Below are 23459 nucleotides of genomic sequence, written 5' to 3'. Positions count from 1 at the left end.
GATGTATCTCGAAAAGTTCAAGCTGACGGACCGCGTCGCTGTCGTGACGGGCGGCGCAAGCGGCATCGGACTCTCAACCGCTGAAGCGCTCGCCGAGGCCGGCGCGCGTGTGATCATCGCCGATCGAGACGCCGCCTCGATCGATAAGGCGCGTGGCGCTCTCAGCAAGCTGGGCTATCACATCGACGGAATCGTGATGGATGTCACCGATTCCAAGCGCGTCGCCGAAGTGGCCGACGAGATCGTTGTGCGTGAGGCGCACATCGACATCCTGGTCAACAATGCCGGCATCGCCCGGAGCGAGACGCGCGCCGAAGACGTCGCTGACGAGCACTGGCTTAATGTGCTCGACGTCAACCTGAACGGCGCCTTCTGGTGTGCGCGCGCCTTCGGCAAGCATATGCTCGCGCGCGGTCAAGGTGCGATCGTGAACGTCGGTTCGATGTCGGGCTTCATCGTCAACCGGCCGCAGCCGCAGAGCTATTACAACGCCTCAAAAGCCGCCGTGCACCAGCTCACAAAGTCGCTCGCCGCTGAATGGGCGCCACGGGGCGTACGCGTGAACGCCGTGGCGCCAACCTACATTCGCACCCCACTCAACGAATTCGCCGACAAGACAAGCGAGATGTATCGCCGTTGGATCGACGGCACGCCGATGGGACGGCTGGGCGAGCCCGAAGAGGTCGCGTCGGTGATCCTTTTTCTTGCTTCGGACGCAGCCAGTCTGATGACCGGCAGCATCGTCTTGGCGGACGGCGGCTATTCCTGCTGGTAGGTTGGCGAGCGGCTCGGCCAAGCCTCGGAGCCGCCTGGCACAGCATTGCTGGCTACCAGACCTTTCAGATAGGTCGCACAGGAGCGTAGATTTCGTCCTAACGACGCGGACTCGAAGACATTAGTCCCGCGCTTGGGGAGGAATAAACATGCGGCGCATTCATCAATTACTCGCCGGCGCGGCTCTGGCGTTCGTGACGCCCACCATGGCGGTTGCTCAGGAGGCAGGCGCGAGCGCGGCGAATGACGAGGAAGTCGTGGTCACCGCCCGTAAGCGCGAAGAGCGCCTGCAGGACGTGCCAGTCGCCGTCACCGCGCTTACCGCCGATACGCTAGAGCGCGAACAGATCAACACAGTGCGCGAGGTCGCAGCGCTGTCGCCAGGCCTCAACATCTCGACGGACGCCGTTGGCCGCGCTTTCATGTCGATCCGCGGGGTTGGCACGACCCTCATCGATACGGTTCAGCCGGGCGTCGGCATTTTCGTGGACGGCATCTACCAGCCGAACTCGTCCTATCTGAACAATCCCGTCGTCGATGTCGCACGCATCGAAGTGCTGCGCGGGCCGCAAGGCACGCTGTTCGGCAACAACACATTGGGCGGCGCCATCAGCGTTATCACTCGCGCGCCGACGGATGAATTCACTGGCCGCGTCTCGGCCTCGCTCGCAGACCCGGACAATTATCAAACCTTCGCCGGGAGCGTCAGCGGCCCGCTTGTCGAAGGCGTCCTGCGCGGGCGTCTCGCCGCGAGCTATCACACACATGATGGCTTCTCGACCAACACCATCACCGGCAACGATGCACGCCCGGTAGAGAATGAATCCATCAACGGCACGCTGGCCTGGGACATCTCGTCCGGCGCCGAGTTGACGGTCAATACCTACTTCAACAGCGTCACCGGCTCGCAGACCGCCTATTCCTCCCCCGGCGGACCGACCGACTATGTGCAGGATACAGCCCTCAACGTCGATAGCGTCGCCACATTCGAATACTGGGGCGTCAATCTGCGCGGCGAGTTCGACATCACCAGCCATACGACGATGACCGCCATCGCCGCTTACGACGACAAGTCTGGTGAAGCGGTCGGCGACGCCGACTTCACCAATGTCGATTTCGCCCGCACTCTGCAGGGCAACAACTCGCAAGAGACTTACACTGGCGAACTGCGCTTCGACACCGAATGGGGCGATCGAATGAGCACTTTGATCGGCTTCTTCGCCAACGACTCACAAACGACGAACGCCAACACCCAGCTCATCGTGCCGTTCGTGCTGACCGCCTCGCAGTCGCAGACGATCGAGCAGAACTCGCAGGCCTTCTTCGCCAACATCTTCTACGATCTCACGGCTACGCTCGAGCTCTCCGCGGGAATCCGCTACGATCAACAGGAAGTCACCGCGACGGGCACGGCAGGCAGCTATTCGGCCGAGGAGTGGCAGCCGCGCATGGCCCTGACGCAGCGCTGGAGCGACAATCACATGTCGTACATTTCGATTGCGCGCGGCTTCCGCGGCGGCGGCGCCAACGCGCCAGCCGCGCCGCTTCAATTCTATCAAGGCGACTCGGTCTGGACCTACGAGCTCGGCAACAAGTGGACCAGCGACAACCGCGAATGGACCATCAACGCGGCGCTCTATTACAACGACTACCAGCACTATATCGGCCAGAACTCGCTGACGCCGGCGCCGGGGCCTGTTGCCGTCAACCTCAATACTGGCGATGTCGTGAGCTATGGCGCTGAAATCGAAGCGGCATGGTCGCCGAGCGAGTGGTTCAGCCTCCAAAGCGGCGTCACCTACAATCACGCGCGCATCACCGATGACAGCGAGTTCGAAGCTGTCTTCCCAGGCGGCCTTGCGTCGGACCGCATCCTCTTCCAGCCGGATTGGAATTTCTTTGTCACGCCCACCTTCACCTGGGGCGTCGGCGCCGATGCGGACGTCATCTTCAACACGACGATCAGCTATAAGGGCGATCGGGCTGGCTCGAGTCTCGATCCCACCTTCCAGCCGCAGCTCGAAGGCTATTATCTTGTGAACGCCAACCTGGCCTACCAACGCGATAATTGGGAAATTGCGCTGTGGGGCACGAACCTCACCGACTCCGAATATTACGAGTCCTATCTCGATGACTCGCTGCTGGGCGCCATCTTCGGCCCAGCGGGCCCCATGAACCCGATCACGCGCGATCTCGGCATCATGGGCGAAGGCCGCCGCATCGGCGTCCGCGTCAGCGCGCGGTTCTAGAGCGATGGGCGCGCCTGCACTCAGCGCGCGCGCTCCGCTCGCGCCGGCCTTCGTCGAGGTATTGCGCGGAATCTTCGGAAGCCGGCTCCACCTCGGCGAAGCCATGCGCGCCCAGCACGGCGGCAGCGAAACACACTTCGCCACCGCCTTGCCTGATGCGGTCGTATTCGCGCATTCCACTGAAGAGGTCGTCGCCGCTGTGAAAGCTTGCACGGCAGCCAACGTACCGATCGTTGCGTATGGCGCCGGAACCTCCGTCGAGGGCAACACCACCCCCGTGCGCGGCGGCATCTGTGTCGATCTCTCGGAGATGAACAAAATCCTCGAGGTCAATCCGGACGACTTCGATTGCACCGTGCAAGCCGGCGTCCGGCGCGAAGAGCTCAACATCGCCCTCCGCGACAAGGGGCTCTTCTTCCCAATCGATCCAGGCGCCAACGCCACTATCGGCGGCATGGCCTCCACGCGCGCTTCAGGCACCAACGCCGTGCGCTACGGCACCATGCGCGAAGCGGTTCTCTCCCTCCGTGTCGTCACGCCGGATGGCCGCGATATCCGCACCGCGCGGCGCGCACGCAAAAGCGCGGCGGGTTACGATCTAACGCGCTTGATGATCGGCTCGGAAGGCACGCTCGGCATCATCACCGAGGTGACGCTTCGACTGCACGGTATTCCAGAACAGATCTCCTCTGCGGTCTGCGGCTTCAGTACATTGGCCGGCGCCGTCGATACCGTTGTCCAGGCGATCCAGCTCGGCATTCCCTTGGCGCGCGTCGAAATCCTAGATGACGTGCAGATGCGCGCAGTGAACCAACACGCGAAGCTTGATTATCCAGAACTGACAACGCTCTTCTTTGAATTTCACGGCAGCGAGCATGCGGTCAAAGAACAGATCGCCACGATCGGCGATCTAGCGCGCGAAAATGGCGGCGGTGAATTCCATTGGTCCAACTTGGCCGAAGAACGCGCCAAGCTCTGGAAGGCGCGCCACCAAGCCTTCTACGCCGCCACCGCTATGCGCAAAGGCGCGATCGGTTGGCCGACGGACGTGTGCGTGCCGATCGGGCGGCTGGCCGAATGCATCAACGAGACCAAGAAGGATTTGGAGAAAGCCTCGTTCCCCGCGCCGATCCTCGGTCACGTGGGCGACGGCAATTTCCACGTCATCTTCGTGATTGACCCGAACAATCCAGCCGAGCACCGAGAAGCGGAAGCGCTCAACGAGCGCCTCGTGCAACGGGCGCTCGATATGGACGGCACCTGCACTGGCGAACATGGCATTGGACTCGGCAAGCAGGATTGGCTCGTGCGCGAGCTCGGCGAAGATGGCGTCGACATGATGCGCACGATCAAAAGGGCGCTCGACCCGAAAAACCTGTTCAACCCGGGCAAAATCTTCGCGGAGTAACTTCATGGACACGCGCAAGCTCGTCGATCCCGCACTGCTTCCGGTGCTGGATGTTTTCCCGACGATTGCGCTGACCAGCGAACTTCTGGCGCCGATGCGTGAAGCGGAACGCTTCGCGAAACTACCAATCGTTGCGCCTGCGGAAATCACCGACGCAGTCGCGCAAACAATTCGCAGCGTTCCCGGCCCCGCCGGCGCGCCGGATATCACGCTCACCATCTATCAGCCGCGCAATGCGCCAGGCGCCTTGCCGTGCATCTATCACATCCACGGCGGCGGTTATGTCGGCGGCGCGGCGGGGCAGCTTGAACCGCTGCATCGTCCGGCGGCCTACGACCTCAATTGCGTCATCGTGAGTGTCGACTATCGACTGGCGCCGGAGAATCCCTACCCCGCTGGCATCGAAGATTGCTATGCTGGGCTCGCCTGGACCTTCGCAAACGCTGACGCGCTCGGCATTGATCGCAATCGTATCGGCGTGATGGGCGAAAGCGCAGGCGGCGGCTTGGCCGCAGCACTCGCGCTGCTCGCCCGCGATCGCGGCGAACACCAGCTCGCCTTCCAACATTTGATCTATCCGATGCTCGACGACCGCACTTGTGTCGCCGAGCCAAACCCCGTCGCCGGGGAATTCATCTGGACGGCGCACAACAATCGCTTTGGCTGGACCGCACTCCTCGGTCACGAGCCCGGCCAGGCTGGCGTTTCGCCCTACGCCGCTCCAGCGCGGGCGCCGGACCTATCCGGCTTGCCGCCAGCCTTCATCGCCTGCCCGACCCTGGATCTCTTTATCGACGAGGACATCGCCTATGCGACCCGCCTGTTGCGCGCCGGCACGCCGGTCGAACTCCATGTTTATCCAGGCGGATTCCACGGCTTCGATATTTTCGGCGGCGACGCGCCGATCTCCGCCCGCGCCCGCCGCGACAGCCTCGAAGCTCTGAAAAGCGCACTGCACCACGAGGCCAAAAAACCTATCAGATAGGTTCTTGCCATACCTATCTGAAAGGTGCAGACTGTCCTCAACAACCAGAATAACTGGGTGAGGAACATGCGCGAATTCGTCGAAGTCTCAGCGGAGATGACGCTGCTTCTGGGTGCTGGTCCGCTCGGTGGCGTGCCGATGCCGCCCAATTACATCGCGCTTGCCTTCGACGCGGACAGCGATGCGCCTTCGATCGCATTCGATCTGTCACCGAGTCTTGCTTCGCTATCTAACGAGACACGACTGACATTGGTGATTGAACGCGCCGCTTTCCTTCGCGTCGGCGGCGTCATGCCGACAGGTGTTGAGTTTCACCTCCCCTCCGCCTTGCGCGCAATTGTGCGCTCCATTCGCGAAGCCGAACTGAGCGGGGAAACGCTGACAATCTATCGCCTCGGCAAGAGCATCGAACTGCTGTGCGAAACCATCCAATTGCTTGCGGGCGACGAATTGTTGCCGCTCACCGGTGAAGGGGCGCTCTCACTTGAAGACACACGTCGTGTCGTCGCCGCGCGCCGCATCATTGATGAGCGCTGGAACGAGAAGCTCACGCTCGACACCATCGCACGCGCTTGCGGACTCAACCGCGCAAAACTCACGCGCGGCTTCCGCGATATGTTCAAGTGCAGTATCGCCGAAGCGATCGCCGAACAGCGCCTCAGCCGAGCCAAGCGCATGTTGCTCACGACGAACCTGCCGGTGTCGTCCATTGGCTACGAAAACGGCTATCTCAACAATGCGAGCTTTGCGCGCGCATTTGGGCGCCGCTTCGGCGTCTCGCCCTCTGATTTACGCGCGTGCGCAGCCGCGGCGTAAGGAGCACCGATGTCGATCCCCACCACATCCTTGCGTGCAAGCGAAGGCAACTCGCTCGTTCAATCCGCGATGAACGCGGTCACTGACTACATCCGCGACCATCGTTTGCGTGTTGGCGACACGCTGCCTGGCGAAGGCCATTTCGCGGAAGTGCTCGATGTCAGCCGCGCGGTGATGCGCGAAGCGTTCGGCGCGCTCGCAGCGCTCAGGGTCATCAATGTGGGCAATGGTCGAAAGCCTCGTGTTGGCGCACTCGATGGGTCCGTGATCGCCACCTCATTGCAACACGCTGTCTCCACCGCGCAAATCACGGTGCCGGATGTATGGGACGTGCGCCGCACCATTGAACAGCGCACCGCCGCCCTCGCCGCGACAGCACGCACGGACGCCCAAGCCGCACGCATCGTTGCGCTCGCTGAAGCGATGGCCACTGACAAAGACGATCTCGCCAAACGCACGGCCCACGATATCGCGTTTCACAACACCATCGCCGAAGCGAGCCACAACGCCCTCTTCATCCAGATCGTTGCTTCGTTTGCACCCTTGATGGAAGTGGCGGTGCCGACGGCGTGGAGCACGCGCATCGCCAAGAGCCGCAGGCAAGTGATGATTGATCGCCACCGCGCCGTCGCGGCCGCGATACTGAAGCGGGATCCGGACGCCGCGGCGGTCGCTATGGCGCTACACTTCGACGACGCCATCGGCGATCTCTTGAAAGCCGAGGCCAACAATGGCGCAGATTGACGTCGTCGTCGCCGATGGCGGCGTAACCGCCCCCGCCAAACGGACCCGCGTGCTGACGTCGCTGCTTCTGCTCGCAACCACCATCGCCAGCGCCTCGGCGATGCGCACTGTGTTCAGCCCCGTGCAAGAGGTCGCCGCCACCGACCTGCACCTCAACGATTTTCAGATGAGCCTGCTGCAGGGGCTCGCGATTTCCATCCCGATCGGCCTTCTCGCCATCCCTGTCGGCCGCATGACCGACCGCGGCAATCGCGCCAATCTCCTCTTCAGCCTCGCCATGCTCTGGACGATCGGCACTGCGCTTAGCGTTTTCGCCACGGAGTTCTGGCAGATTTTCGCGGCGCGCATGCTCGCCGGCATTGGCGCCTTCTCTTCGCTCACGGTTGCAATCTCACTGGCGGCTGACCTGAGTTCGCCGTCGACACGCGGCCGTTCGCTGATGCTGCTTTCGCTCGGCAACATGGTGGGCGCCGCCGCCGCCTTCGCCTTCGGCGGAGCGCTTCTCGGCTATTACGCAAACGCAGCCCCGCTCATCGAAGGCCTTTCGCCTTGGCGCAATGTGCTCCTGGTTTTTGCTGGCGTCAGCCTCGTCCTCTCGCTGCTGTTGCTGACACTGCGTGAACCCACACGGCGGGAAATCAGCGAATCCAACCCCGCGCTCTCCGTGGCCTTGCGCGAATTGTGGGAAAGGCGCGGCCTGCTTGCACCGCTCTTTCTTGGTCAAGTCACAGTGGTGATGGCTGACGCTGCCGCAAGCATTTGGGCAGCACCCGTGCTGGAACGTCATTACAATCTCACGCCCGAGCAATTTGGCGGCTGGATGGGCCTCGTCATCCTGGGTTCAGGCGTGATCGGCGCGCTCGTTGGCGGCTTTGCCGCCGACTTCGGGCACAAGAGCAAAATCAAGGGCGGTATCTTGATCGGCGCAGTTATCGCCGCCGCACTGTCCATCCCAGGCGCATTCTTTCCCTTGATGTCGGATGCAGCAGGTTTTGCCTGGCTGCTACTCTTGCTGCTGACGTGCGGTGCGATCACCGGCCTCGTCACCGCCGCCGCCATCGCCGTGCTCGTCCCCAACGAAATCCGCGGCGTATGCCTCGGCGCCTTCATCGTCGTCGGCGCGATCATCGGCTTTGGCGCCGCGCCAACCATGGTGACACTGATCGGAGACGCAATCGGCGGCCCGGACGCACTGCGCTACGGCCTCGCCTATTGCGGCGCAGCCACCAGCATCGCCGCCACACTCGGCTTCGCCACGGCTCTGATCAAAGCGCGCTAATGGGCGCTGCGCTCTCGGCAGTCTGCCTTCCGCCCGATGAAGCGCGCCCCGGTGAATCCGAAGGCTCCCCTTTGAGACGACAGCGCCTGATGAATAGACGCTCGCTATTTAGCGGGTGCTGGCACGCCCCACTGAAGCGCCTCGCATCGCTTGGGTCCTCTGCGAACATTGCTGGCCTTCATGCTATTTGCGGTAGCTAGAATTTGGGCGCCTCGGCCCTCGCCGAGCGCGCTTGCGTCGCGTGCCGCGATGGAGCCGCACGCCTGCGTGCGTCTCCACCCTTCGGGCTTTGATCGCTGGCGCGCGCTTGCCCTCAGCGACTTCAGGTGATGAAGGGGAGCGAAATCCCAATAAGGGCCCTTCCGGCTTGAACGCCGTAAACCGGACGCCAGCCGTCTGCTGATCGGCGAAACCGGTCGCCTATCCCCTCCGCTCTGTCGATCTTCGATTGCTCCTCAGCGCGCGAGGGGAGGTCCTACAAGACGCGATCATGTGGAGAGAGATCAATGGGCGCAGCATCGACACGCCGAACGCTAATGAAGCAGGCGGCCGCTCTGGGCGCTGCGCTTGCTTTCGGCCAAAGCTGCGCGCACGCCCCGTCGGGGCCCCGCGTCGAACGGCGGGCCCTCTACCCTCAAGGCGTGGCTTCAGGCGACCCGGCGCCCGATAGCGTCATCTTGTGGACGCGCCGTGAGCCGGACGAAGGCGTGAGCGCGCATCGCCTTGTCGTCGAGATTGCCAGCGATGAGGCGTTCTCCCGAGTCGTAGCGCGTGGCGATGTAGAGGTGAGTGCGGCCACCGACTGGACCTGCCGCTTCCTAGCCGCAGGCCTGCGGCCCGCGCGCGAATATTGGTATCGCTTCGTCGACGAGGCGGGAAATATGAGCCGCGTCGGCCGCACGCTCACCGCGCCAGCGGAGAATGACGATCGCCCAGTGCGCTTTGCGTTCGTGAGTTGCCAGGACCCGACCATCGGCGCGCTCAACGCTTATCGGCGGATGATCTACGAAGACGTGCGCCGTCCGCGCGCTGAGCAACTCGGTTTTGTGCTGCACTTGGGCGACTTTGTCTATGAAATTGTAAAATATCCAGAAGATGCACCAGATGGACGAGATCGCGGCCGTCGCCTTCGCGAGCTTTTCCGATATCCGAACGGCAAGAAGGTGCGCAACTTTCACTTCCCGACCGATCTTGGCGATTATCGAACCATCTATCGCGCCTATCTCACAGATCCCGACTTACAGGATGCGCGCGCACGTTGGCCGTTCGTGCCGGTGTGGGACAATCATGAATTCTCGTGGAATGGCTTCCAAAGCCAGTCGCAAATCTTCAACGATCCGCCAGAGCCGGCGCAAAATCTGAAGGTCGCGGCCAGCCAAGCCTGGTACGAATACCAGCCCGCGCGCGTCGTCAAACCAAGCGCGGGCGATGCGTTCGAGGCGCCCGCCGTGACGGACACGCCATTGTCAGATTTTGACGGGCGCGGCCTCAGTCGCGAGCCTAACAATCTCGTAGCCATCCACGCACTGCGAATTCACCGCGCATTTCGCTATGGCCGGAACGCTGAACTGATCCTCACCGACAACCGCTCCTACAAGGCGGGACCAAACCCGCAAAACACTTGGTTCGAAATGAGCATGCCGCCCAACATGCTGCCAGAAACGGCGCTCGACATCATTGACCAGGGCCGCGAGTACAATAACGGCGCGCCCCCTGCGACCATCCGCTTCGGGGCCGAGGAAATTCCAAACGAGTGTGTCAGCGCCACGCCGGACGGCTATTTAGGGCTTGATCAAATCGCCTGGTTCAAGGATCGCCTGCGCGCCTCATCCGCACCGTGGAAGATATGGGGTCATTCCTTGGGCACGCTCACTTTGCGCGCCGATCCGCAGAATTTGCCTGCGCCGCTCAATGAGCGTTGGCCCGACGATGATTACGCCGTTTTCAACGCAGGTTACGCTGTCGAGCATGGCGAGATTTTCGACATGGTCCGCCAAGAAGGCGTCACCGGCTTTGCAATCGTCGCCGGCGACAAGCATTCGTTTTGGGCAGGCTATCCTTGCAAGACATTGCCGCCACGCCCCTTCGACCCCGTCGGCGTGGAATTCATCACCGGATCGATCACGGCCCAAGGTCACGCCGAAGTGGTCGCCAACGGTATGCGCCGAGATCATCCCTACCGCGCGCTCTACATCCGTGACATGCCCGATGGCGCAACGCAGTGCGCGACCAACATGACGATCCTACACGGTGTGCGCTCTTCGCTCATGCTTCAGGAGACTGGCGATGTCGCCGCTGCCCGCGCCGTGCGAAATCCGGATGTCTCGCCGAACCTCAAATTCGCCGATTATGGCGGATATGGTTACGCCACCGTGCGCGCTTCGCTGGATGCGTTGGAGACTGAGTTCGTCTGCATTCCGACGCCGTTTGAACGCGCCGAAACAGTAGACGGCGGCCCGCTACGCTACCGCGTCGTGCACCGCGTCGCGCACTGGGCGCGGGGTGAGCGGCCGCAGTTACAGCAAGAAGTGGTTGAGGGGGACGTCGAGCTTTCGATTTGAACTTCGAAACTGGGCTAGATAGTGATGGGCTCCGCAGTCCTCTCATGACCACTTGGCGCGACTGTCGGTCGACCGCGGGATCCCAGAAACAGAAGTAAGCGAGATGGTTCTCAACAACAGACCTTCACTACAAGTGTCCTGAAGATCCACGGTGCTACATGTGTGGTTGGGAATGATGCGGCGCTGATCTACTTACCGCTCACTAGGCGGACCTGCGACACGCCCGGCATAACCTCTAGTCGCCACCTGAGCGTTTCGCCCTGGCGCGCATTCATGCCGCGGGCATTGACGCGTAAACGCATGCGCTCGCCTACCACCTCTGAAGCAATCGATGTCACCTTTGCCCGAGCGGTCGCGAGCAAATTTAGCACCCGTACGACAATGCCGAGGTCCGGTGCGCATTCCACATCGATGATGTGATGCCGCGCCCCGCGATCCTGGGGTTCATGGGTTAGGCGCGTAGTGTCGTGACGCATGTGGCTCTCCTAGAGTGCCAGACACGCGTATTTGATCCCGCGGGCCTGGTTGGGCACGGGTGGGTAAATCTAACGCTGTTGAAAATAACGCGCGCTATCACCGTCCCGCAGGGACGATAATAATGCTGGCGATCTGGGGCCGGATGGCGCGCGTCATGCGGTTTGTTTAGTGCATCCATACGCGAAAGGAAAGTGGCCTCGCCTCCCCGCTAGCGCGCCACGCGAGCTGCGTGATCCCAATAACAGCCCTCCACGATGCGGCGCCGCAAAGCGGACGTGAGCGCTGAAATCGGGCCGAACTTGACATTTTTCTTAGTAGGATTAAATCCTACTGGCGAGGACATTATGCGATCCACAAAGCAGCTAAGCGTCACCCTCCCCAACGAGATGGCCAAGGAAGTCGCTCACAAGGTCGCTACTGGCGAATACGCAAGCGAAAGTGAGGTCATTCGCGACGGTCTTCGAGCATTGCAAGCCCGCGACAAAGCGATCGAACACTGGCTCCGTGGCGAAGTCGCAGCGACGTATGATCGGATGAAGGCAGATCCCAGTCGCGCGCGCTCAAGCGCGGATGTTAAGGCGTCGCTGGCTCGTGTTCACAAGCGCAACTCCAAACGAACATGAGCCGGCCGAAAGAGGTCGTCTTCTCTCCTGAAGCGGAAGCGCAGATCATCGCGCTTTACGAATATATCGCGGCCAACGCTTCTCCAACCATTGCCGAGAGCTACACCGGCGCAATCGTTGAGCGTTGCGAAAGGCTCGGCGCAACGCCCCTCGCTGGCGCCGCACGGGACGATATCCGACGAGGTCTGAGAATGACCTTCTTCCGCAGACGCGTCGCGATTGCCTATTCGGCGCTCCCGAAGGTAGTTACCGTTCTCGGCATTTTCTACGGCGGTCAGGACTACGAGAGCCTTTTGCGCGAAGATTAAACGAGGCGCAGACGTCGGGAAAATCCCAATAACGGTCCTAAGCGTTTGCCCGCCGCAAAGCGGAAGTCGGATTTCCGAAAGCCATCCACTACGGACAACTCCATTCCCGATACGGCCTAGGGCAGCGCGGCCCAGCGCCAGGCGAGACAATGGCGCGCTTCCTCAAATCCTACATTGTCTTCAACGCCAACCAGATCGAGGGACTGCCCTCGCACTTTCATCCCGCACCAATCTTCGACGCCGCCTCGGCTGCCGGCGCGCATGAGGCCTGGTTTCAGCGTCTGGACATCGAGCGCACCCTCTCGCGCGACATCGCCTGCTACATCCCAAGCCGCGACATGATCGCCATGCCGCCGATCGCCGCCTTCGATTCCTTGGACGCCTACGCTGCGACCTTGAACCATGAATGCGTGCACGCCACCGCCGCTCCCCACCGTGTCGGCCGCGATCTCTCCAAGCGCTTTGATCGTGCAGCTTACGTCGTCGAGGAATTGATCGCCGAAATCGGCGCAGCCATTCTGGGCGCGCATTTAGGCATGCCGCCCGGTCACATCGCAGATCATTCCGCCTATATTGAAAGCTGGATGAAAGTGCTCGAGCACGACAAACGCGCGTTTTTGTTTGCTGCAGCGCAAGCGCAGAACGCCCTCGATTGGCTGGTGGACAAAAGCCCCGCGCCGGAGGAAATCCATGTCGCGGCTTAAGCGCATCGTCGACGCCATGGGCGGTCAGCTTATGGACGGCGGACGCCGAGCCCTGATCCGCGGTCCTGGGCATGGGGCCGCGGATCGCTCTGTCTCTCTCTTAGAGACCGAAGATGGCCGCGTGCTCATCCATTGTTTCTCACCGCGTGACGATTGGCGCGCCGTGCGAGCTGAACTCGCCGACCTTGGTCTTCTTGAAGAAGACCGCGATCAGCATGAAGATTCATCCGAACAGATTGTGCGCGTCCATTCTGAGCCGCGTGACGAAGAGCGCATGGCGCGCGTGACCCGGCTTTGGGCTGAATCGCAGCCCATCGCCGGCACGGTGGCCGAGCGCTATCTGCGCGCCCGCGCCATCGAGGGCGAATTGCCCGGCCCTGACGTGCTGCGCTTTCACCCGCGTATGACAAGCCTTGATGATCGTCTTCGACGACCAGCGCTTATGAGCGCGCTCGTCGATGCGGACGGGGCGCTGCAAGGCGTGCAAGTCACGCTGCTGACGGCGCATGGCGCCGGCAAGGCGCCGGTCGCGACGCCGCGCCGGACCATCGGGCGCCTGATGGGCCATTATGTGCGCATTGACGCGCCTGGCCACACGCTGGTGATCGCCGAAGGTCTAGAGACCGCATTGTCGGCGCGCCGCGCGCTCGCCGCCGGCGCATGGGCCTTCCTCAGCGCAGAGAATTTGGCCCAGTTTGAACCCCCGCCAGTCATCGACCGATTGATTATCGCGGCTGACAGAGACGCTGCCGGTAAAGCCGTTGCAGCACGCGTGCTGCAACGCGTGGCGGGCGCGATTGCGTGCGAAATCGCTTTGGCCCCCGACGGCTTTGGCGATTGGAACGATTGGGCTCGCGCGCTCGGCGCTTAAGCGGCTAGGCGCGCGTTGGGGCCACGCCGCATGCAGCACAGCCTGACGCAGCGCGCGAGCAATCCGCTTGATGAGCCCGCACTGATTTCCGCCTACCCTCCGTCGCAGAACAAGATGCGTCGCCCGACGCCCGCCCGAAATGCTGGATCATCGCCGGCTCGCGTCTCTAAGGTGAGGCTGCCTAGTTTTCAGCGGGCGCTAAGGTTCGGCTCACTCCTCTCGCGCGTCATCTCGCCCACGCCGTCGCCAATCCGCCCGGCCCCGCGTCGTCCCGACAAGTCCAAAATCGTTTCCCCGCGCGCGCTGAGCGCGCGTCGCTTTGCGACCCTACGGGCGCGGGCCCCACCATTTTGAACTTGCACGCCGCCGCTGCTGGGCTGGGCGCGGGAGCGCCGTCGCGGGCGATCTCCCGCGCGCCCTAGAGCCAGCAGGAGCTACCCCATGATAAACCAAGTCATCCTCACCGGAATTCTCGTCAACGATCCAAAGACGCGCCGAATCGAACATGGCGGCGCCAGCCACGACATCGTCTCGCTCTGGCTTGAAGCGCCGAGCGGTCATAAGCGCCTAGCGCCGAGGCTGTGAGGAAGCGGCCAATCAAGTCGCGTCAAACGCCGAAGCGCCCGCGCCTCAACGCTGAGCGCGTCGCACGAGAGGTGATGTGCGCTGCTCAAACCGTGTCAGCGACGTTCGCGTCCAGCCACAAGCGTTTCTCATCCTCGCTCAGGCTGGAACTCTCGATGGCTTGGGCAAAACTCTGCGTGGGACTTCGTCGCCTAAAAAACGCAAGCACGCCGCGCTCTATGTCCACCGGCGCACCACGAACAGCGCCCTGAAGAATTTGTATCAGCGCTTTTTTTGAGTGCGCTCCGCTTTGCTCCGCGCCCACATTTCGCACCACGATTTCGCTCATAAGCTCAAAGCATCGGAGCGGAATATCCTCGGCGGGCTGAATGCATCTTCGATCGAGCTTGCTCATGATCGCCCTATCCAGTCCGCAAGCGCGCGCAAAGCGCGCTTCATCCAAACCAAAGTTTCGCAAAATTGCCGATAAGCGCAGCGGCCCGTCGGCTCCGACTTGATCCGTGCAATGTCTTTGGGTGAGCAGCGCCAGAGCCTGGGCCAAGCCTCGCGCGCACACGCTTTGCCGGCGATTGTCTAATTCTTCGCTCGTTTCTTCGGGCGCATCGCCGCCGCCGAACTCCATCTGCTCGCGCCATGTTTCGAAAAATTCGTAGAATTCCTTTCTCCAACGGGGATGGTCTTGGCACAATTGAGAGAGTCGCGCGGGCGTTGGCTCATCGTCGAGAATGACGATTTCGCTCAAAATGTCTTCTAGCAGAAGCTCTTCCAATCGGGCGTCGCGTTCTGATCGCATCATGCTTCTCCGAGCGCGTGTTTGACTTGTGAGGACGCGATCGCGATCCAAGCGTGAATCTGACGCTTGGACATGTTGAAGCGCGCCACGAGATTAGGCTGTCCGGCCTTTTCACTCTGCACGGGCCAGCCGCGCAATTTGTGCAGAATGAACGCCTCCCGGTGACGGCGATCCTTGATTGCCTTCAAGACGCGCCGCAACTGGATGGGCGCTGTCTCTTCGTGCGCATGGACAAGAGCATGGGGATCGGCGATGTCGCTTGCGGCGTCGCCGCCCTCCCGGCTCTGAGCGAAATCCTTCGGTCGCGGCCGATCACGGCGCTTGGACACTTCGCGAAGGGTCAATTGCTTGATGACGCGGGCGGCGTTGATCTCGAGGAATTCCGCCGTGCTGGTGGGTTCGGCGGCCAAGAGCAGCGCCACAAGGCGTGTCACCACGGCGGCTTCAATTTCCTCGCCGTCTGCGAGTGAAAAGCCTTTCGACCATCGCGCGATTATCTTATAGGAGCGCGCCAGGATCATCTCGACGAATTGGCCGCACGCGCCGTGATCGCCCGCAACCGCTCTTTGGCGCGCCAAATAGACCAGGGCCTCCAGACCCAATTGGCTCCAATCGCGGCCCTCCAATCGCCAAACCGCATCCATCTGTGCGGCGAGGGCGGCTTGGATTTGCCCTTCAACCGCAGCCGGACGCCGATAAGGCGCGCCCGTCTTTGTGCGATGTGTAAGCGCAGCGAGCGCCATTAGCCGTCCTTCATGCAAATCCAAGCAGCCCCAGGACGGTTAAAGACAATCGGTCCTGAAAGTGTGCGGTGCGCCATTAGAAAATGTGCGATCCGGAAAAATCAGGACGACGTCTAATTGTGATTTGTGGGCCTTATGCGCCGCTTCGGCGCCGCGCTTGTGTTGCAGAACGGGGGGCGCTGGATCTGGGATTGGCGCCGCTCTTGTTCACCGCCGCCAGCCTGACCCATTTTGTGGCCCGCCTGGATTGCTCAACGCCTGCGCGCATGACAAAGATCGACGATGACCAGGAAAGAGAGCGGCATGGCCAAATCGGCCTCCACCAGCCCGCGCACAGCCACCCGCGTCGATATCGAATTGGGCGCGCGGATTCGCGCCCGCCGTAGCGAACGAAAAATGTCGCAAGAACAATTGGCCGCCGCGATCGGGGTCACCTTCCAGCAGGTTCAAAAGTACGAGAAGGGCGTCAATCGCGTAGCCGCGAGTACACTCGTCGATATAAGCGACGCCTTGGATATAGCGGCCGGCGAGCTTTTGCCTTCAGCGATCGCGCGCGCGGATTCCAGCGTGCTCGCCAGCGACGACTTGATCGAGCTCACGCGGATCTTCTCGGGTCTCGATGGCGAAGGACGCGCCACTCTGCTCAATGTTGGACGCGCCCTGCACCGCGACGCCAAACGCGCAATCGCCAAGCGATCAAAAGCTTAAAGTCAAAGCTGCAACACCCGTCGGGCCCCTTCCTCCAAGAGCACCTGACCGCCCCGACCATCGTCGCCCGCGCGTGGCGGCGTCTTGGTCAATTGCGCGAACCTTGCGCTCAATTCGCCCAAGTCCGCGCCAGCCAGAACCTCGCGCAATCTCTCCGCCGCCTGATCGTCGCCAATTTCCATCTCAACCTGCAAAAGCGCCAACAATGCGCGCGCCACCAAAGGCTTTGAGCGCAATTCCAAGGCCACCCGCACCGCCGTCAACAATTCTGCTTTCGCACGCGCACTGTCGCCGGCGACGTGGGCGGCAAGGGCAAGCTCAATAGCTGCATAGCAACCGCCGCGCCGATCCCCCAGGGTCCCAGCCAAAAGCTGCGCCTCATCGAAAAAGGCATGCGCACGCGCCCGATCTCTGGCCAAATTGGCGACGGCGCCCATACGCAGCAAAAGACGCGTGCGGAATGCGGGATGTTCAATCAAGGCGTCGAGTTCAAGCGCGCGCTGAAAGTTGATCTCCGCTTGCTTATGGCGACCTTGGGCCAAGAGGGCCTCGCCGGCAAAGAAGTGGGTGTGGATCATAGCGACCGGGTGGGCATGCGCATCATTAAGCGCGTCCACCAAGATTTGGCCGACGGCGGCCGCATGCCCACGCGCCAAAGCGAGCGCGGCCATAGACATGATTGTATAATGCGCGCCGATGCGATCATGAAGATCGCGCCTTATTGGCAGCGCCGCAGCGTAAAACTCTTCCGCTTCATCGAAATCGCCGCGCGCATGCGCTAGATTGCCCAGCGCATGCAATCCGTGTGCGCGCGTCAAGGCGTCAGAACTGGCGCTCGCCGCGGCCGCCAGCTTTTGAGCGGCCTCTCCCTCATGGGCGTGCACCAAACAATTGGCGCGCAAAGCGGATATGTAGAAACCCAATTCGCCCTCGGCGTCTCGCGCCGCGAACAATGAAGCGCCTTCTTTGAAGAGGCCTGCAAAGGCGCACCAATAGAAGAGTCGCTCGCCGGCCGCTTGCAATTTCGGCTCCGGCCAAAAGCGACGCGCCAACATCCACGCTGCTTCCACCTCTGCAATCGGCACATGTCCTTCCCCACGCGGGCGCGGCGCCAGCATGGGCGCTGAGAGAAAATATTCCGCATGGGCTTGGGCGGTATCGAAATTCGCCGTCTTCGCCTCGGCCATTTCAGCCAAGAGCGGATGCAAGATGAAACAGCGCTCCGCCGCCCTCTCCACCAATCCGCTTTCCTCAAACTTGATCAATTCGCCAAGTTCGACGCCCGCCACTTCGGCGGCCGCCGCGGCGGAGAAAGCGGTGCGAAAGATTGAGAGACGGCCGATTTTGTCGCGCACATCAGGCGACAGAGCCGCCCAAGTGTCTGCGAAGATAAAGCCAAATTCGCCCCGATGCTGCGCCAAGCGCTCCACCACCGCATCCAATGGCAAATAACGCAACCACGCTGCGCTCAGTTGCAGCGCCAACGGCAGACCGCCAAGCGCGTCGCATAATCGGGCGAACAAAGACGCCGTTCGGTCGTCAGCTTCAAGGCTTGCGCCGGCGTGTGCGGCTTCGCGCGCGAACAAGCCATAGGCGGCGTTCTCGGCCAGCGCCTCCCTTCCCGGCCCAGGGGCGGCGAGTCCTTTCACACGCAAGCGCGTATGGGCAATTTCCAAGGGCCAGCGGCTGGCGCAAACTGCATGGACGTGACGGTGCGTCGCAAGGAACTCGCCGAACGCAGTCAAGGCGTCAGGGCTTGCGCGCTCAACGTTGTCGAGCACCAGAAGTCGGGGCCGAACCCGCAGGGCCTCGCTAATCGCCTCCGCGGTCAAGGCGGCGCCTAACGCTGGAAGATTCAGCGCACGCGCGAGCGCCCCGATCAGATCTTCCCCGTCGTGCAGCGATGCAAGCGGTAGATATAAGACGGGTTGGGTCTGGCTGAACTGATAGGCCGCTTCTTGCACCAAACGGGTTTTGCCGACGCCCGCTGGTCCCACCACATTGATAATGCGCCCCCCCTCGGGCGCTGCGATAAGTTCTGCTAATCGCGCCAATTCTTGCGCGCGCCCGAGCAATGGCGCCATGGGTTTTGGCAAATTCGCGTGCGCCGCCGCTTGGCGGCGCACGCGCGTGAAAGGAGCGCCCCGCAAAGCCTCGTGATCAAGGCCAAAGATTTGCACGGGCGCTTCCACGCCCTTCAACAAGACCGCACCGAGGTCGACGAAGCGCGTGTGCGCCGGCGCGCCATAGGCGCTCACCGCTTCGACACTCGCCACGATCTGACCACCCGCGGCGCAATCGGCGATACGCGCCACACGATTGGCCGCGATGCGCTCGGCAATCGCCCCCGCCCCCTCTGACGTCGCCGAGGCGCTCGCATGCACGCCCACACGCACGCGCAAGCCTTCAGTCAATGGCCACGCTTCACGTGCGAAAGCCAGTTGCAGATCGAGCGCGCACGCTAGGGGATCTCCCGTCTCGAAGATGGCGAAAACGCTGTCGCCGACATGGTCATGAATGAACCCGCCATGGGCGGCGATCAATTCCGCAAAAATGGCGTCGTGGCGACGCATGGCGGCCTGCATCGCAAATCCAGCGCGCTCCCATTTTTGCGTGCTGCCGTCGATGTCGGAGAAGAGGTATCCGCGTTGCACAGGTTACTCAAAACCGGTCTGCGGCGACGATCCCGCGCGCTTGGCGAACATGTCGGTCAGACGCGCCATGTCGACGATGAGAATGCCGGCGCGCTCGATCAGGAGCACCCCCTCGCGTTCAAGATAGTTTAATTCAAGCGTTACAGCCTCGCGTCGGGCCCCGATCATTTCGGCGAACTCCGCGTGGGTGGGCGCCGGGGCAATAGTTGCTGCATTCAGGCCGGTGCGCACCGCCAAACGCAACAATTGACCATAAAGGCGAAAGCGCATTTCAAGCGCGGCCAACTCATAGACCCGTTCGGTGAGATGAACGACGCTGCGCGCCAGATCAACAGCGAGGGCGGCGGCGAACCCTGCTTGGGTCTGCAGCAGGCGCTGGAAAATCGTTTCGCCAAGCGCGCCGACAACAACATCGCCGGTCGCCACCAATGTCACGCTGCGCCGAGCGCCCGTAAGCGGCGCCAACTCGCCAAAATGCGCGCCAGCCTGCAAACGCCGCACACGCACGCCGCGCCCAATGGGGCTATCAAGCCGCGCCTCAAGCTCGCCTTCACTCAAGATGTAGAATTCTCGCGATTGGTCGAGATGAGAAAGAATTTGCGCCCCAGGCTCGAAGGCGCTCCATACAATCTCGCTGGCGATCACCGCAATCGCGTCGGCATCGAGCGCTGAAAACACGCCGATTGCACCCAGCCGGCGCGCGCTCTCTTGCGCTTGGAAACGCACACGCCGGCTCACGCGTCATACCCCTTCGTCGCGAACGTCGCAGATTGCGTCGGTTATAATGTGTAATATCGCACATGGCGAGCCTGAGCGCCCTGCGCCAGACACTGGATCAGTGTTTGACAAAGCAGGCGCACGCTCATGAATGCCCTCGTCACCCATGCGCCCTTCAGCTTGCGCCAGGATAAGCCGGTGCGACACGTATTGGAGGCGCTGGAATCCTGCCGCTGCGCAATCCAGGCCGAGGCTTTGGCAATCGCCTACACTGAGGGGCAAGATCAATGGCGCATCGCCTGTGCGGGGCCAAGCGCTGACGCGCTGGCCCAAGCTTTCCATGACGCCATGTCAGGCCCCCTGCAACAGCACCCCAAGCTCCGTCTCCACCCGCTTGGCGGGCTTGAGCGCAGCTTCCTCATCGCCTGGTCAACGCGCGTAAGCTCTGCGGCTTTTGACGCGCTCGCGCCCTTCGCCGCCCTCGCGCTGCAACAGGAGCGCGACCGGATCGCAGCGCTCACCTACCCGTTCATGATGTTGGACGCGCTGCCCTTCGCGGCGCTGCTCGTGGACCGTAACCTGGAGATCAAATCGGCCAATGCGCGCGCACGAACCTTGTTGGACCGACGCTTGAGTCTGTGGTCCGATCGCGAGCGTCTTACCTTTGCTGAAGACCGCGACGCGCAAAGCATCGCCGATTGTATGGATCGTGCATTCAATTCAGGCGATGGCGCCCGGCCTGCGCTGACGCGACTGCGCGACGGCGCCCAGCCCTACCCCGTCGCCGTGCTTGCCGCTGGGACCCATGGCCTCATCATCATTGTCGATCGCGAAGACGATATGCGCGCGCTGTGGCGTGGCATGATGGAATTGGACGCAGCCGAATTGCATCTGGCGAGCGCCATTCTCGCCGCCCGCGAACTTGGCGCAGTGTTCGGATCGTAGGTCAGCAATTGTCCTCAGCGAGCAGGCGCTTCATCAAACGGGCGCGGGAAGTTGACAATGCAGGACCACGCAGCGCCGGCACATAGAGCGTCGTTTCTTGGGCAAACTGGGCGCGCTCCAAATTCGCAAGCGTAAGCTTCTCGATACGCGCGGACTCGTCCATACGCACAGCCGCCTCATAAAGTATAATTTCGTGGCTTGGCGGATAGATCTCCATGAGGGCCGCCGCCAAGGCGCGGATGGCGCCAAGGCGAGAGTTAAAACCCGACAGCGCCGCCTCATCGACCACAATGGGTTGCCAAAGCACGAGCGGCGCGGTGGCGTCGATCTGGCGCGCGTGCACGAAGAAGTCGCGCGCCTCGTAAGATTGCAGCCCGCTCTGGCCTGGATCGACGCCAAGATCAGCGAAGAGACAATCTTCGGCCGACACGCCTGGCAACATCACCACGAGGAGCCCCTCTTCAGCAGCGCGTCCACACGCAATATGAGAGGGCGACACAAACACCCCGGGATGGCCGTAAAACGCCGCACAAACCCGTAAGCCCCGCCGCACCGGCGCCAGCATGGCCTCAGCCATGGCCGCATAAGCGTCAAGCCGTGTGGCGCGACCGGCATAGAAATCTTGAAGCGAGAGGGTTCGGCCATTGAGCTCGCGCACCCAAGCCAGCATGTCAGCCTCGCCCGCTTGCACGAATACAATGTCGGCAGCGATAAGCGCGGCGCGCGCTTCCAACGTGCATTGGCCCGGATGCAGGCCAAGCCCCGCGATAATCAGACAACCTTCTTGCGTCATTCCGTTTGCCTCATTGAAGAAAGGGGGCGGCGCCGACCCAGTGAGGGCCGACGCCGAGGGGCTTTAGACGTGCGTGATCAGCGCGTGCACGATCTTCGGCTGAGGCGCGCCAGCGTGCACAATCTTAGGCGCTGGCAGCGCATCAGCAGAGCGTACGCGCCGCGCCGCACCGACTCGGCGCAAATGGGCGGCGCGCGCAAACGGGTCCATCGCCATGATGTGGGGGCTTGTCATGAGATATTCCTTTCTCGTGAAATCTCGAACGTGGTGTGTTCACGCAGCCAATGCGGCCGCGTCATGCCGAAATGCCGTTCGAGAACCATTTCGGCGGAACTCAATGCGCCTTCCACCCAGCCTTGCGGGGCCGCAAACGCCTCGCCGCAAATGAAGAGCGCTTTATCGGGATCAGGACGCATGATGCGCACCCGCGTCGTCGCCGCGTCGGCGCCGACCGACCAGGCGTGCCAGGCAGCACCTTCACCTCTACGCGACCACTCAATCCACCAGGAGGCGACAGGCGCGCCGAGCCTCTGGCCGAGAGCCCACTCGAGCTCTCGCTGCGCTGCAACGATCGCCTCTGGACTGGCCGGGGCGTCGCTGGCGCCCGCAAAGCTCGCCCAAAAGTGCGCGTTCTCCCCGTCGGCAAAAATCGTGAATAATTGTGCGCCCGATGGGTTGGCTTCACTCAAGACCAGCGCGAGCGGCGCGTCCGCAGAGAATGTGTGGATGACCCGCGCCGCGCCTGCGTCCGAACGCGATGACTGCTCAAACAGTAAAACAAGCTTGCTTGCCTCGATGGCGGCGACATCTGCGCACGCCGACGCCACATGAGAGGCGAATACTTGATCGTCAAACTCAAGCGCCTTCAGCGCAGCTGGCGGGCATGTGAGGATGACGATTTCGGCGTCGAACACTTCGCGCGCCCCGCAATCACGACGGATCGTCAGTTGAAAGCCCGTCCCGTGCGTCGTGACGCGCTCAAGCGTGCTCGAAAAATGATAGACATCGCCGGCCGCGGTCTCAGCGTACAGACGTGCGCCAAGCGCTGAAAACCCGCCCGTCAAGGCAAAATGCGTTTGTCCGGGTCGCATCTCCCACAGCAAGGTAAAAATCGCGCCCGCCGCTTGGGTGGCGGCGACACAAGAGCGAAGCCCAAGGCAATCGCGCACAAAGGCGCAAGCCTCTGGAGGAAGCTTGGCCGCAACCAATGGCCAAAAGCCCCATTGCGACAATGCACGGCCATCGACGACACAATTTTGCAGGTACCGGAGGAGCGCATCGTCATCGCGCCAGTATCGCGCAAAGTCGGGCGCGACCACGCCGACCAATGTGAGTAGAAGAGCATAGGCGTCGCCGACGGCGCCTTCGTCCCCAAGACCGTAGCGTGAACGCACAACTGCCTGATCGGCGCCGTCGGAACGTGCGCCGCGCAAGGCAAAGCCCGCGCGCACGAACGCGAGCTCATGGCGCTTCAAGCCCAAATGCGCGCAAAGCCCACTGACATGTGGGTGGGCGTCGCTGAAACTTAGCGCGCCCAACGCGACCTCGGCTCCGAGCACACCGATTTGACGATCATGCATGCGCCCGCCGACGCGTGCGCGCGCCTCAAACACACGCACATTCTGAAAGCCCGCCTCTTGCAGACGATAGGCGAGATAGAGCCCGCTTACGCCGGCGCCGATGATGGCGATGGATTGATTGCGATCGACGCGCATAAGGTGT

Annotated in this window: 23 protein-coding genes; 15 read left to right on the top strand and 8 right to left on the bottom strand. The window is 62.1% G+C overall.

Annotation, left to right across the window (positions count from 1 at the left end; all coding sequences use genetic code 11):
* Position 1: 1 nt before the first annotated feature.
* The 8 genes from EPJ54_RS17975 to EPJ54_RS17940 all read left to right on the top strand — a co-directional run bounded on the left by EPJ54_RS17975 (position 2) and on the right by EPJ54_RS17940 (position 10816).
* On the top strand, positions 2 to 775 hold the full coding sequence (locus tag EPJ54_RS17975; RefSeq protein WP_135213126.1) for an SDR family NAD(P)-dependent oxidoreductase: 774 nt from the start codon (positions 2 to 4) through the stop codon (positions 773 to 775).
* Between the two features lie 148 nt (positions 776 to 923).
* Positions 924 to 3023, top strand: a complete 2100-nt coding sequence (locus EPJ54_RS17970; RefSeq protein WP_135213125.1) for a TonB-dependent receptor — start codon at positions 924 to 926, stop codon at positions 3021 to 3023.
* A 4-nt stretch (positions 3024 to 3027) separates the two neighbouring features.
* The gene (locus EPJ54_RS17965; RefSeq protein ID WP_135213124.1) at positions 3028 to 4431 is read left to right on the top strand and encodes an FAD-binding oxidoreductase; all 1404 of its coding nucleotides are present in this window, start codon (positions 3028 to 3030) and stop codon (positions 4429 to 4431) included.
* A gap of 4 nt (positions 4432 to 4435) precedes the next feature.
* On the top strand, positions 4436 to 5416 hold the full coding sequence (locus EPJ54_RS17960) for an alpha/beta hydrolase (protein WP_135213123.1): 981 nt from the start codon (positions 4436 to 4438) through the stop codon (positions 5414 to 5416).
* Between the two features lie 66 nt (positions 5417 to 5482).
* A complete protein-coding gene (locus EPJ54_RS17955) occupies positions 5483 to 6232 on the top strand; it encodes a helix-turn-helix transcriptional regulator (RefSeq protein ID WP_135213122.1) in 750 nt (249 codons plus the stop codon).
* Between the two features lie 9 nt (positions 6233 to 6241).
* Positions 6242 to 6976: a FadR/GntR family transcriptional regulator gene (locus tag EPJ54_RS17950; RefSeq protein WP_135213121.1), complete on the top strand. Its 735-nt coding sequence runs from the start codon at positions 6242 to 6244 to the stop codon at positions 6974 to 6976.
* Complete coding sequence (locus EPJ54_RS17945) at positions 6963 to 8255, top strand: MFS transporter (RefSeq protein WP_135213120.1); 1293 nt, start codon at positions 6963 to 6965, stop codon at positions 8253 to 8255. The genes EPJ54_RS17950 and EPJ54_RS17945 overlap by 14 nt, the downstream gene beginning before the upstream one ends.
* Positions 8256 to 8896: 641 nt before the next feature.
* Positions 8897 to 10816 (top strand): alkaline phosphatase D family protein, encoded by a 1920-nt coding sequence (locus EPJ54_RS17940; protein WP_239591017.1) that lies wholly within the window; start codon positions 8897 to 8899, stop codon positions 10814 to 10816.
* 188 nt (positions 10817 to 11004) lie between these two features.
* Here the strand turns inward: EPJ54_RS17940 and EPJ54_RS17935 are convergent, their stop codons facing one another.
* Positions 11005 to 11292 carry a hypothetical protein gene (locus EPJ54_RS17935; protein WP_135213118.1) on the bottom strand — a complete coding sequence of 96 codons (288 nt, stop codon included), beginning with the start codon at positions 11290 to 11292 and terminating at the stop codon, positions 11005 to 11007.
* Between the two features lie 345 nt (positions 11293 to 11637).
* On the opposite strand from EPJ54_RS17935, the gene EPJ54_RS17930 reads away from it, so the two are divergent.
* From EPJ54_RS17930 to EPJ54_RS19950, 5 genes are all read left to right on the top strand, one after another.
* On the top strand, positions 11638 to 11916 hold the full coding sequence (locus EPJ54_RS17930; protein ID WP_135213161.1) for a type II toxin-antitoxin system ParD family antitoxin: 279 nt from the start codon (positions 11638 to 11640) through the stop codon (positions 11914 to 11916).
* Positions 11913 to 12224, top strand: a complete 312-nt coding sequence (locus EPJ54_RS17925; protein ID WP_135213117.1) for a type II toxin-antitoxin system RelE/ParE family toxin — start codon at positions 11913 to 11915, stop codon at positions 12222 to 12224. Before EPJ54_RS17930 ends, EPJ54_RS17925 begins: the two co-directional genes overlap by 4 nt.
* Positions 12225 to 12373: 149 nt before the next feature.
* Complete coding sequence (locus EPJ54_RS17920; RefSeq protein ID WP_135213116.1) at positions 12374 to 12928, top strand: zincin-like metallopeptidase domain-containing protein; 555 nt, start codon at positions 12374 to 12376, stop codon at positions 12926 to 12928.
* Complete coding sequence (locus EPJ54_RS17915) at positions 12915 to 13799, top strand: DUF7146 domain-containing protein (RefSeq protein ID WP_135213115.1); 885 nt, start codon at positions 12915 to 12917, stop codon at positions 13797 to 13799. Before EPJ54_RS17920 ends, EPJ54_RS17915 begins: the two co-directional genes overlap by 14 nt.
* A 441-nt stretch (positions 13800 to 14240) precedes the next feature.
* Positions 14241 to 14384, top strand: a complete 144-nt coding sequence (locus tag EPJ54_RS19950; RefSeq protein ID WP_167755818.1) for a hypothetical protein — start codon at positions 14241 to 14243, stop codon at positions 14382 to 14384.
* Between the two features lie 85 nt (positions 14385 to 14469).
* Here the strand turns inward: EPJ54_RS19950 and EPJ54_RS17910 are convergent, their stop codons facing one another.
* Positions 14470 to 15180 carry a hypothetical protein gene (locus EPJ54_RS17910; protein ID WP_135213114.1) on the bottom strand — a complete coding sequence of 237 codons (711 nt, stop codon included), beginning with the start codon at positions 15178 to 15180 and terminating at the stop codon, positions 14470 to 14472.
* Positions 15177 to 15920 (bottom strand): hypothetical protein, encoded by a 744-nt coding sequence (locus EPJ54_RS17905; RefSeq protein ID WP_135213113.1) that lies wholly within the window; start codon positions 15918 to 15920, stop codon positions 15177 to 15179. Before EPJ54_RS17905 ends, EPJ54_RS17910 begins: the two co-directional genes overlap by 4 nt.
* Before the next feature lie 303 nt (positions 15921 to 16223).
* Here EPJ54_RS17905 and EPJ54_RS17900 point away from each other — a divergent pair, with 303 nt between their 5' ends.
* On the top strand, positions 16224 to 16628 hold the full coding sequence (locus EPJ54_RS17900; protein ID WP_135213112.1) for a helix-turn-helix domain-containing protein: 405 nt from the start codon (positions 16224 to 16226) through the stop codon (positions 16626 to 16628).
* 2 nt (positions 16629 to 16630) lie between these two features.
* Here the strand turns inward: EPJ54_RS17900 and EPJ54_RS17895 are convergent, their stop codons facing one another.
* A complete protein-coding gene (locus EPJ54_RS17895; RefSeq protein ID WP_135213111.1) occupies positions 16631 to 19282 on the bottom strand; it encodes an AAA family ATPase in 2652 nt (883 codons plus the stop codon).
* Between the two features lie 3 nt (positions 19283 to 19285).
* Positions 19286 to 20020: a Crp/Fnr family transcriptional regulator gene (locus tag EPJ54_RS17890; RefSeq protein WP_135213110.1), complete on the bottom strand. Its 735-nt coding sequence runs from the start codon at positions 20018 to 20020 to the stop codon at positions 19286 to 19288.
* A 126-nt stretch (positions 20021 to 20146) separates the two neighbouring features.
* Here EPJ54_RS17890 and EPJ54_RS17885 point away from each other — a divergent pair, with 126 nt between their 5' ends.
* Positions 20147 to 20944: a hypothetical protein gene (locus tag EPJ54_RS17885; RefSeq protein ID WP_135213109.1), complete on the top strand. Its 798-nt coding sequence runs from the start codon at positions 20147 to 20149 to the stop codon at positions 20942 to 20944.
* A 1-nt stretch (position 20945) separates the two neighbouring features.
* Here EPJ54_RS17885 and EPJ54_RS17880 read toward each other — a convergent pair whose 3' ends face one another.
* From EPJ54_RS17880 to EPJ54_RS20285, 3 genes are all read right to left on the bottom strand, one after another.
* A complete protein-coding gene (locus EPJ54_RS17880; RefSeq protein WP_135213108.1) occupies positions 20946 to 21737 on the bottom strand; it encodes an SAM-dependent methyltransferase in 792 nt (263 codons plus the stop codon).
* A 63-nt stretch (positions 21738 to 21800) separates the two neighbouring features.
* A complete protein-coding gene (locus tag EPJ54_RS19945) occupies positions 21801 to 21971 on the bottom strand; it encodes a hypothetical protein (protein ID WP_167755817.1) in 171 nt (56 codons plus the stop codon).
* A complete protein-coding gene (locus tag EPJ54_RS20285) occupies positions 21968 to 23452 on the bottom strand; it encodes a flavin monoamine oxidase family protein (protein WP_135213107.1) in 1485 nt (494 codons plus the stop codon). Before EPJ54_RS20285 ends, EPJ54_RS19945 begins: the two co-directional genes overlap by 4 nt.
* Between the last annotated feature and the right edge of the window lie 7 nt (positions 23453 to 23459).

This window comes from Vitreimonas flagellata (assembly GCF_004634425.1).
GTDB lineage: Bacteria > Pseudomonadota > Alphaproteobacteria > Caulobacterales > Aquidulcibacteraceae > Vitreimonas > Vitreimonas flagellata.
This window is presented reverse-complemented; position numbering and strand designations above follow the sequence as displayed.

Coding starts and splice junctions, on each gene's coding strand:
- EPJ54_RS17915 (WP_135213115.1), top strand. CDS start 12,915: ATGTCGCGGCTTAAGCGCATCGTCGACGCCATGGGCGGTCAGCTTATG.
- EPJ54_RS17935 (WP_135213118.1), bottom strand. CDS start 11,292: ATGCGTCACGACACTACGCGCCTAACCCATGAACCCCAGGATCGCGGG.
- EPJ54_RS17905 (WP_135213113.1), bottom strand. CDS start 15,920: ATGGCGCTCGCTGCGCTTACACATCGCACAAAGACGGGCGCGCCTTAT.
- EPJ54_RS20285 (WP_135213107.1), bottom strand. CDS start 23,452: ATGCGCGTCGATCGCAATCAATCCATCGCCATCATCGGCGCCGGCGTA.
- EPJ54_RS17880 (WP_135213108.1), bottom strand. CDS start 21,737: ATGACGCAAGAAGGTTGTCTGATTATCGCGGGGCTTGGCCTGCATCCG.
- EPJ54_RS17965 (WP_135213124.1), top strand. CDS start 3,028: ATGGGCGCGCCTGCACTCAGCGCGCGCGCTCCGCTCGCGCCGGCCTTC.
- EPJ54_RS17960 (WP_135213123.1), top strand. CDS start 4,436: ATGGACACGCGCAAGCTCGTCGATCCCGCACTGCTTCCGGTGCTGGAT.
- EPJ54_RS17900 (WP_135213112.1), top strand. CDS start 16,224: ATGGCCAAATCGGCCTCCACCAGCCCGCGCACAGCCACCCGCGTCGAT.
- EPJ54_RS17970 (WP_135213125.1), top strand. CDS start 924: ATGCGGCGCATTCATCAATTACTCGCCGGCGCGGCTCTGGCGTTCGTG.
- EPJ54_RS17975 (WP_135213126.1), top strand. CDS start 2: ATGTATCTCGAAAAGTTCAAGCTGACGGACCGCGTCGCTGTCGTGACG.
- EPJ54_RS17920 (WP_135213116.1), top strand. CDS start 12,374: ATGGCGCGCTTCCTCAAATCCTACATTGTCTTCAACGCCAACCAGATC.
- EPJ54_RS17925 (WP_135213117.1), top strand. CDS start 11,913: ATGAGCCGGCCGAAAGAGGTCGTCTTCTCTCCTGAAGCGGAAGCGCAG.
- EPJ54_RS19950 (WP_167755818.1), top strand. CDS start 14,241: ATGATAAACCAAGTCATCCTCACCGGAATTCTCGTCAACGATCCAAAG.
- EPJ54_RS17930 (WP_135213161.1), top strand. CDS start 11,638: ATGCGATCCACAAAGCAGCTAAGCGTCACCCTCCCCAACGAGATGGCC.
- EPJ54_RS19945 (WP_167755817.1), bottom strand. CDS start 21,971: ATGACAAGCCCCCACATCATGGCGATGGACCCGTTTGCGCGCGCCGCC.
- EPJ54_RS17955 (WP_135213122.1), top strand. CDS start 5,483: ATGCGCGAATTCGTCGAAGTCTCAGCGGAGATGACGCTGCTTCTGGGT.
- EPJ54_RS17950 (WP_135213121.1), top strand. CDS start 6,242: ATGTCGATCCCCACCACATCCTTGCGTGCAAGCGAAGGCAACTCGCTC.
- EPJ54_RS17910 (WP_135213114.1), bottom strand. CDS start 15,180: ATGATGCGATCAGAACGCGACGCCCGATTGGAAGAGCTTCTGCTAGAA.
- EPJ54_RS17945 (WP_135213120.1), top strand. CDS start 6,963: ATGGCGCAGATTGACGTCGTCGTCGCCGATGGCGGCGTAACCGCCCCC.
- EPJ54_RS17885 (WP_135213109.1), top strand. CDS start 20,147: ATGAATGCCCTCGTCACCCATGCGCCCTTCAGCTTGCGCCAGGATAAG.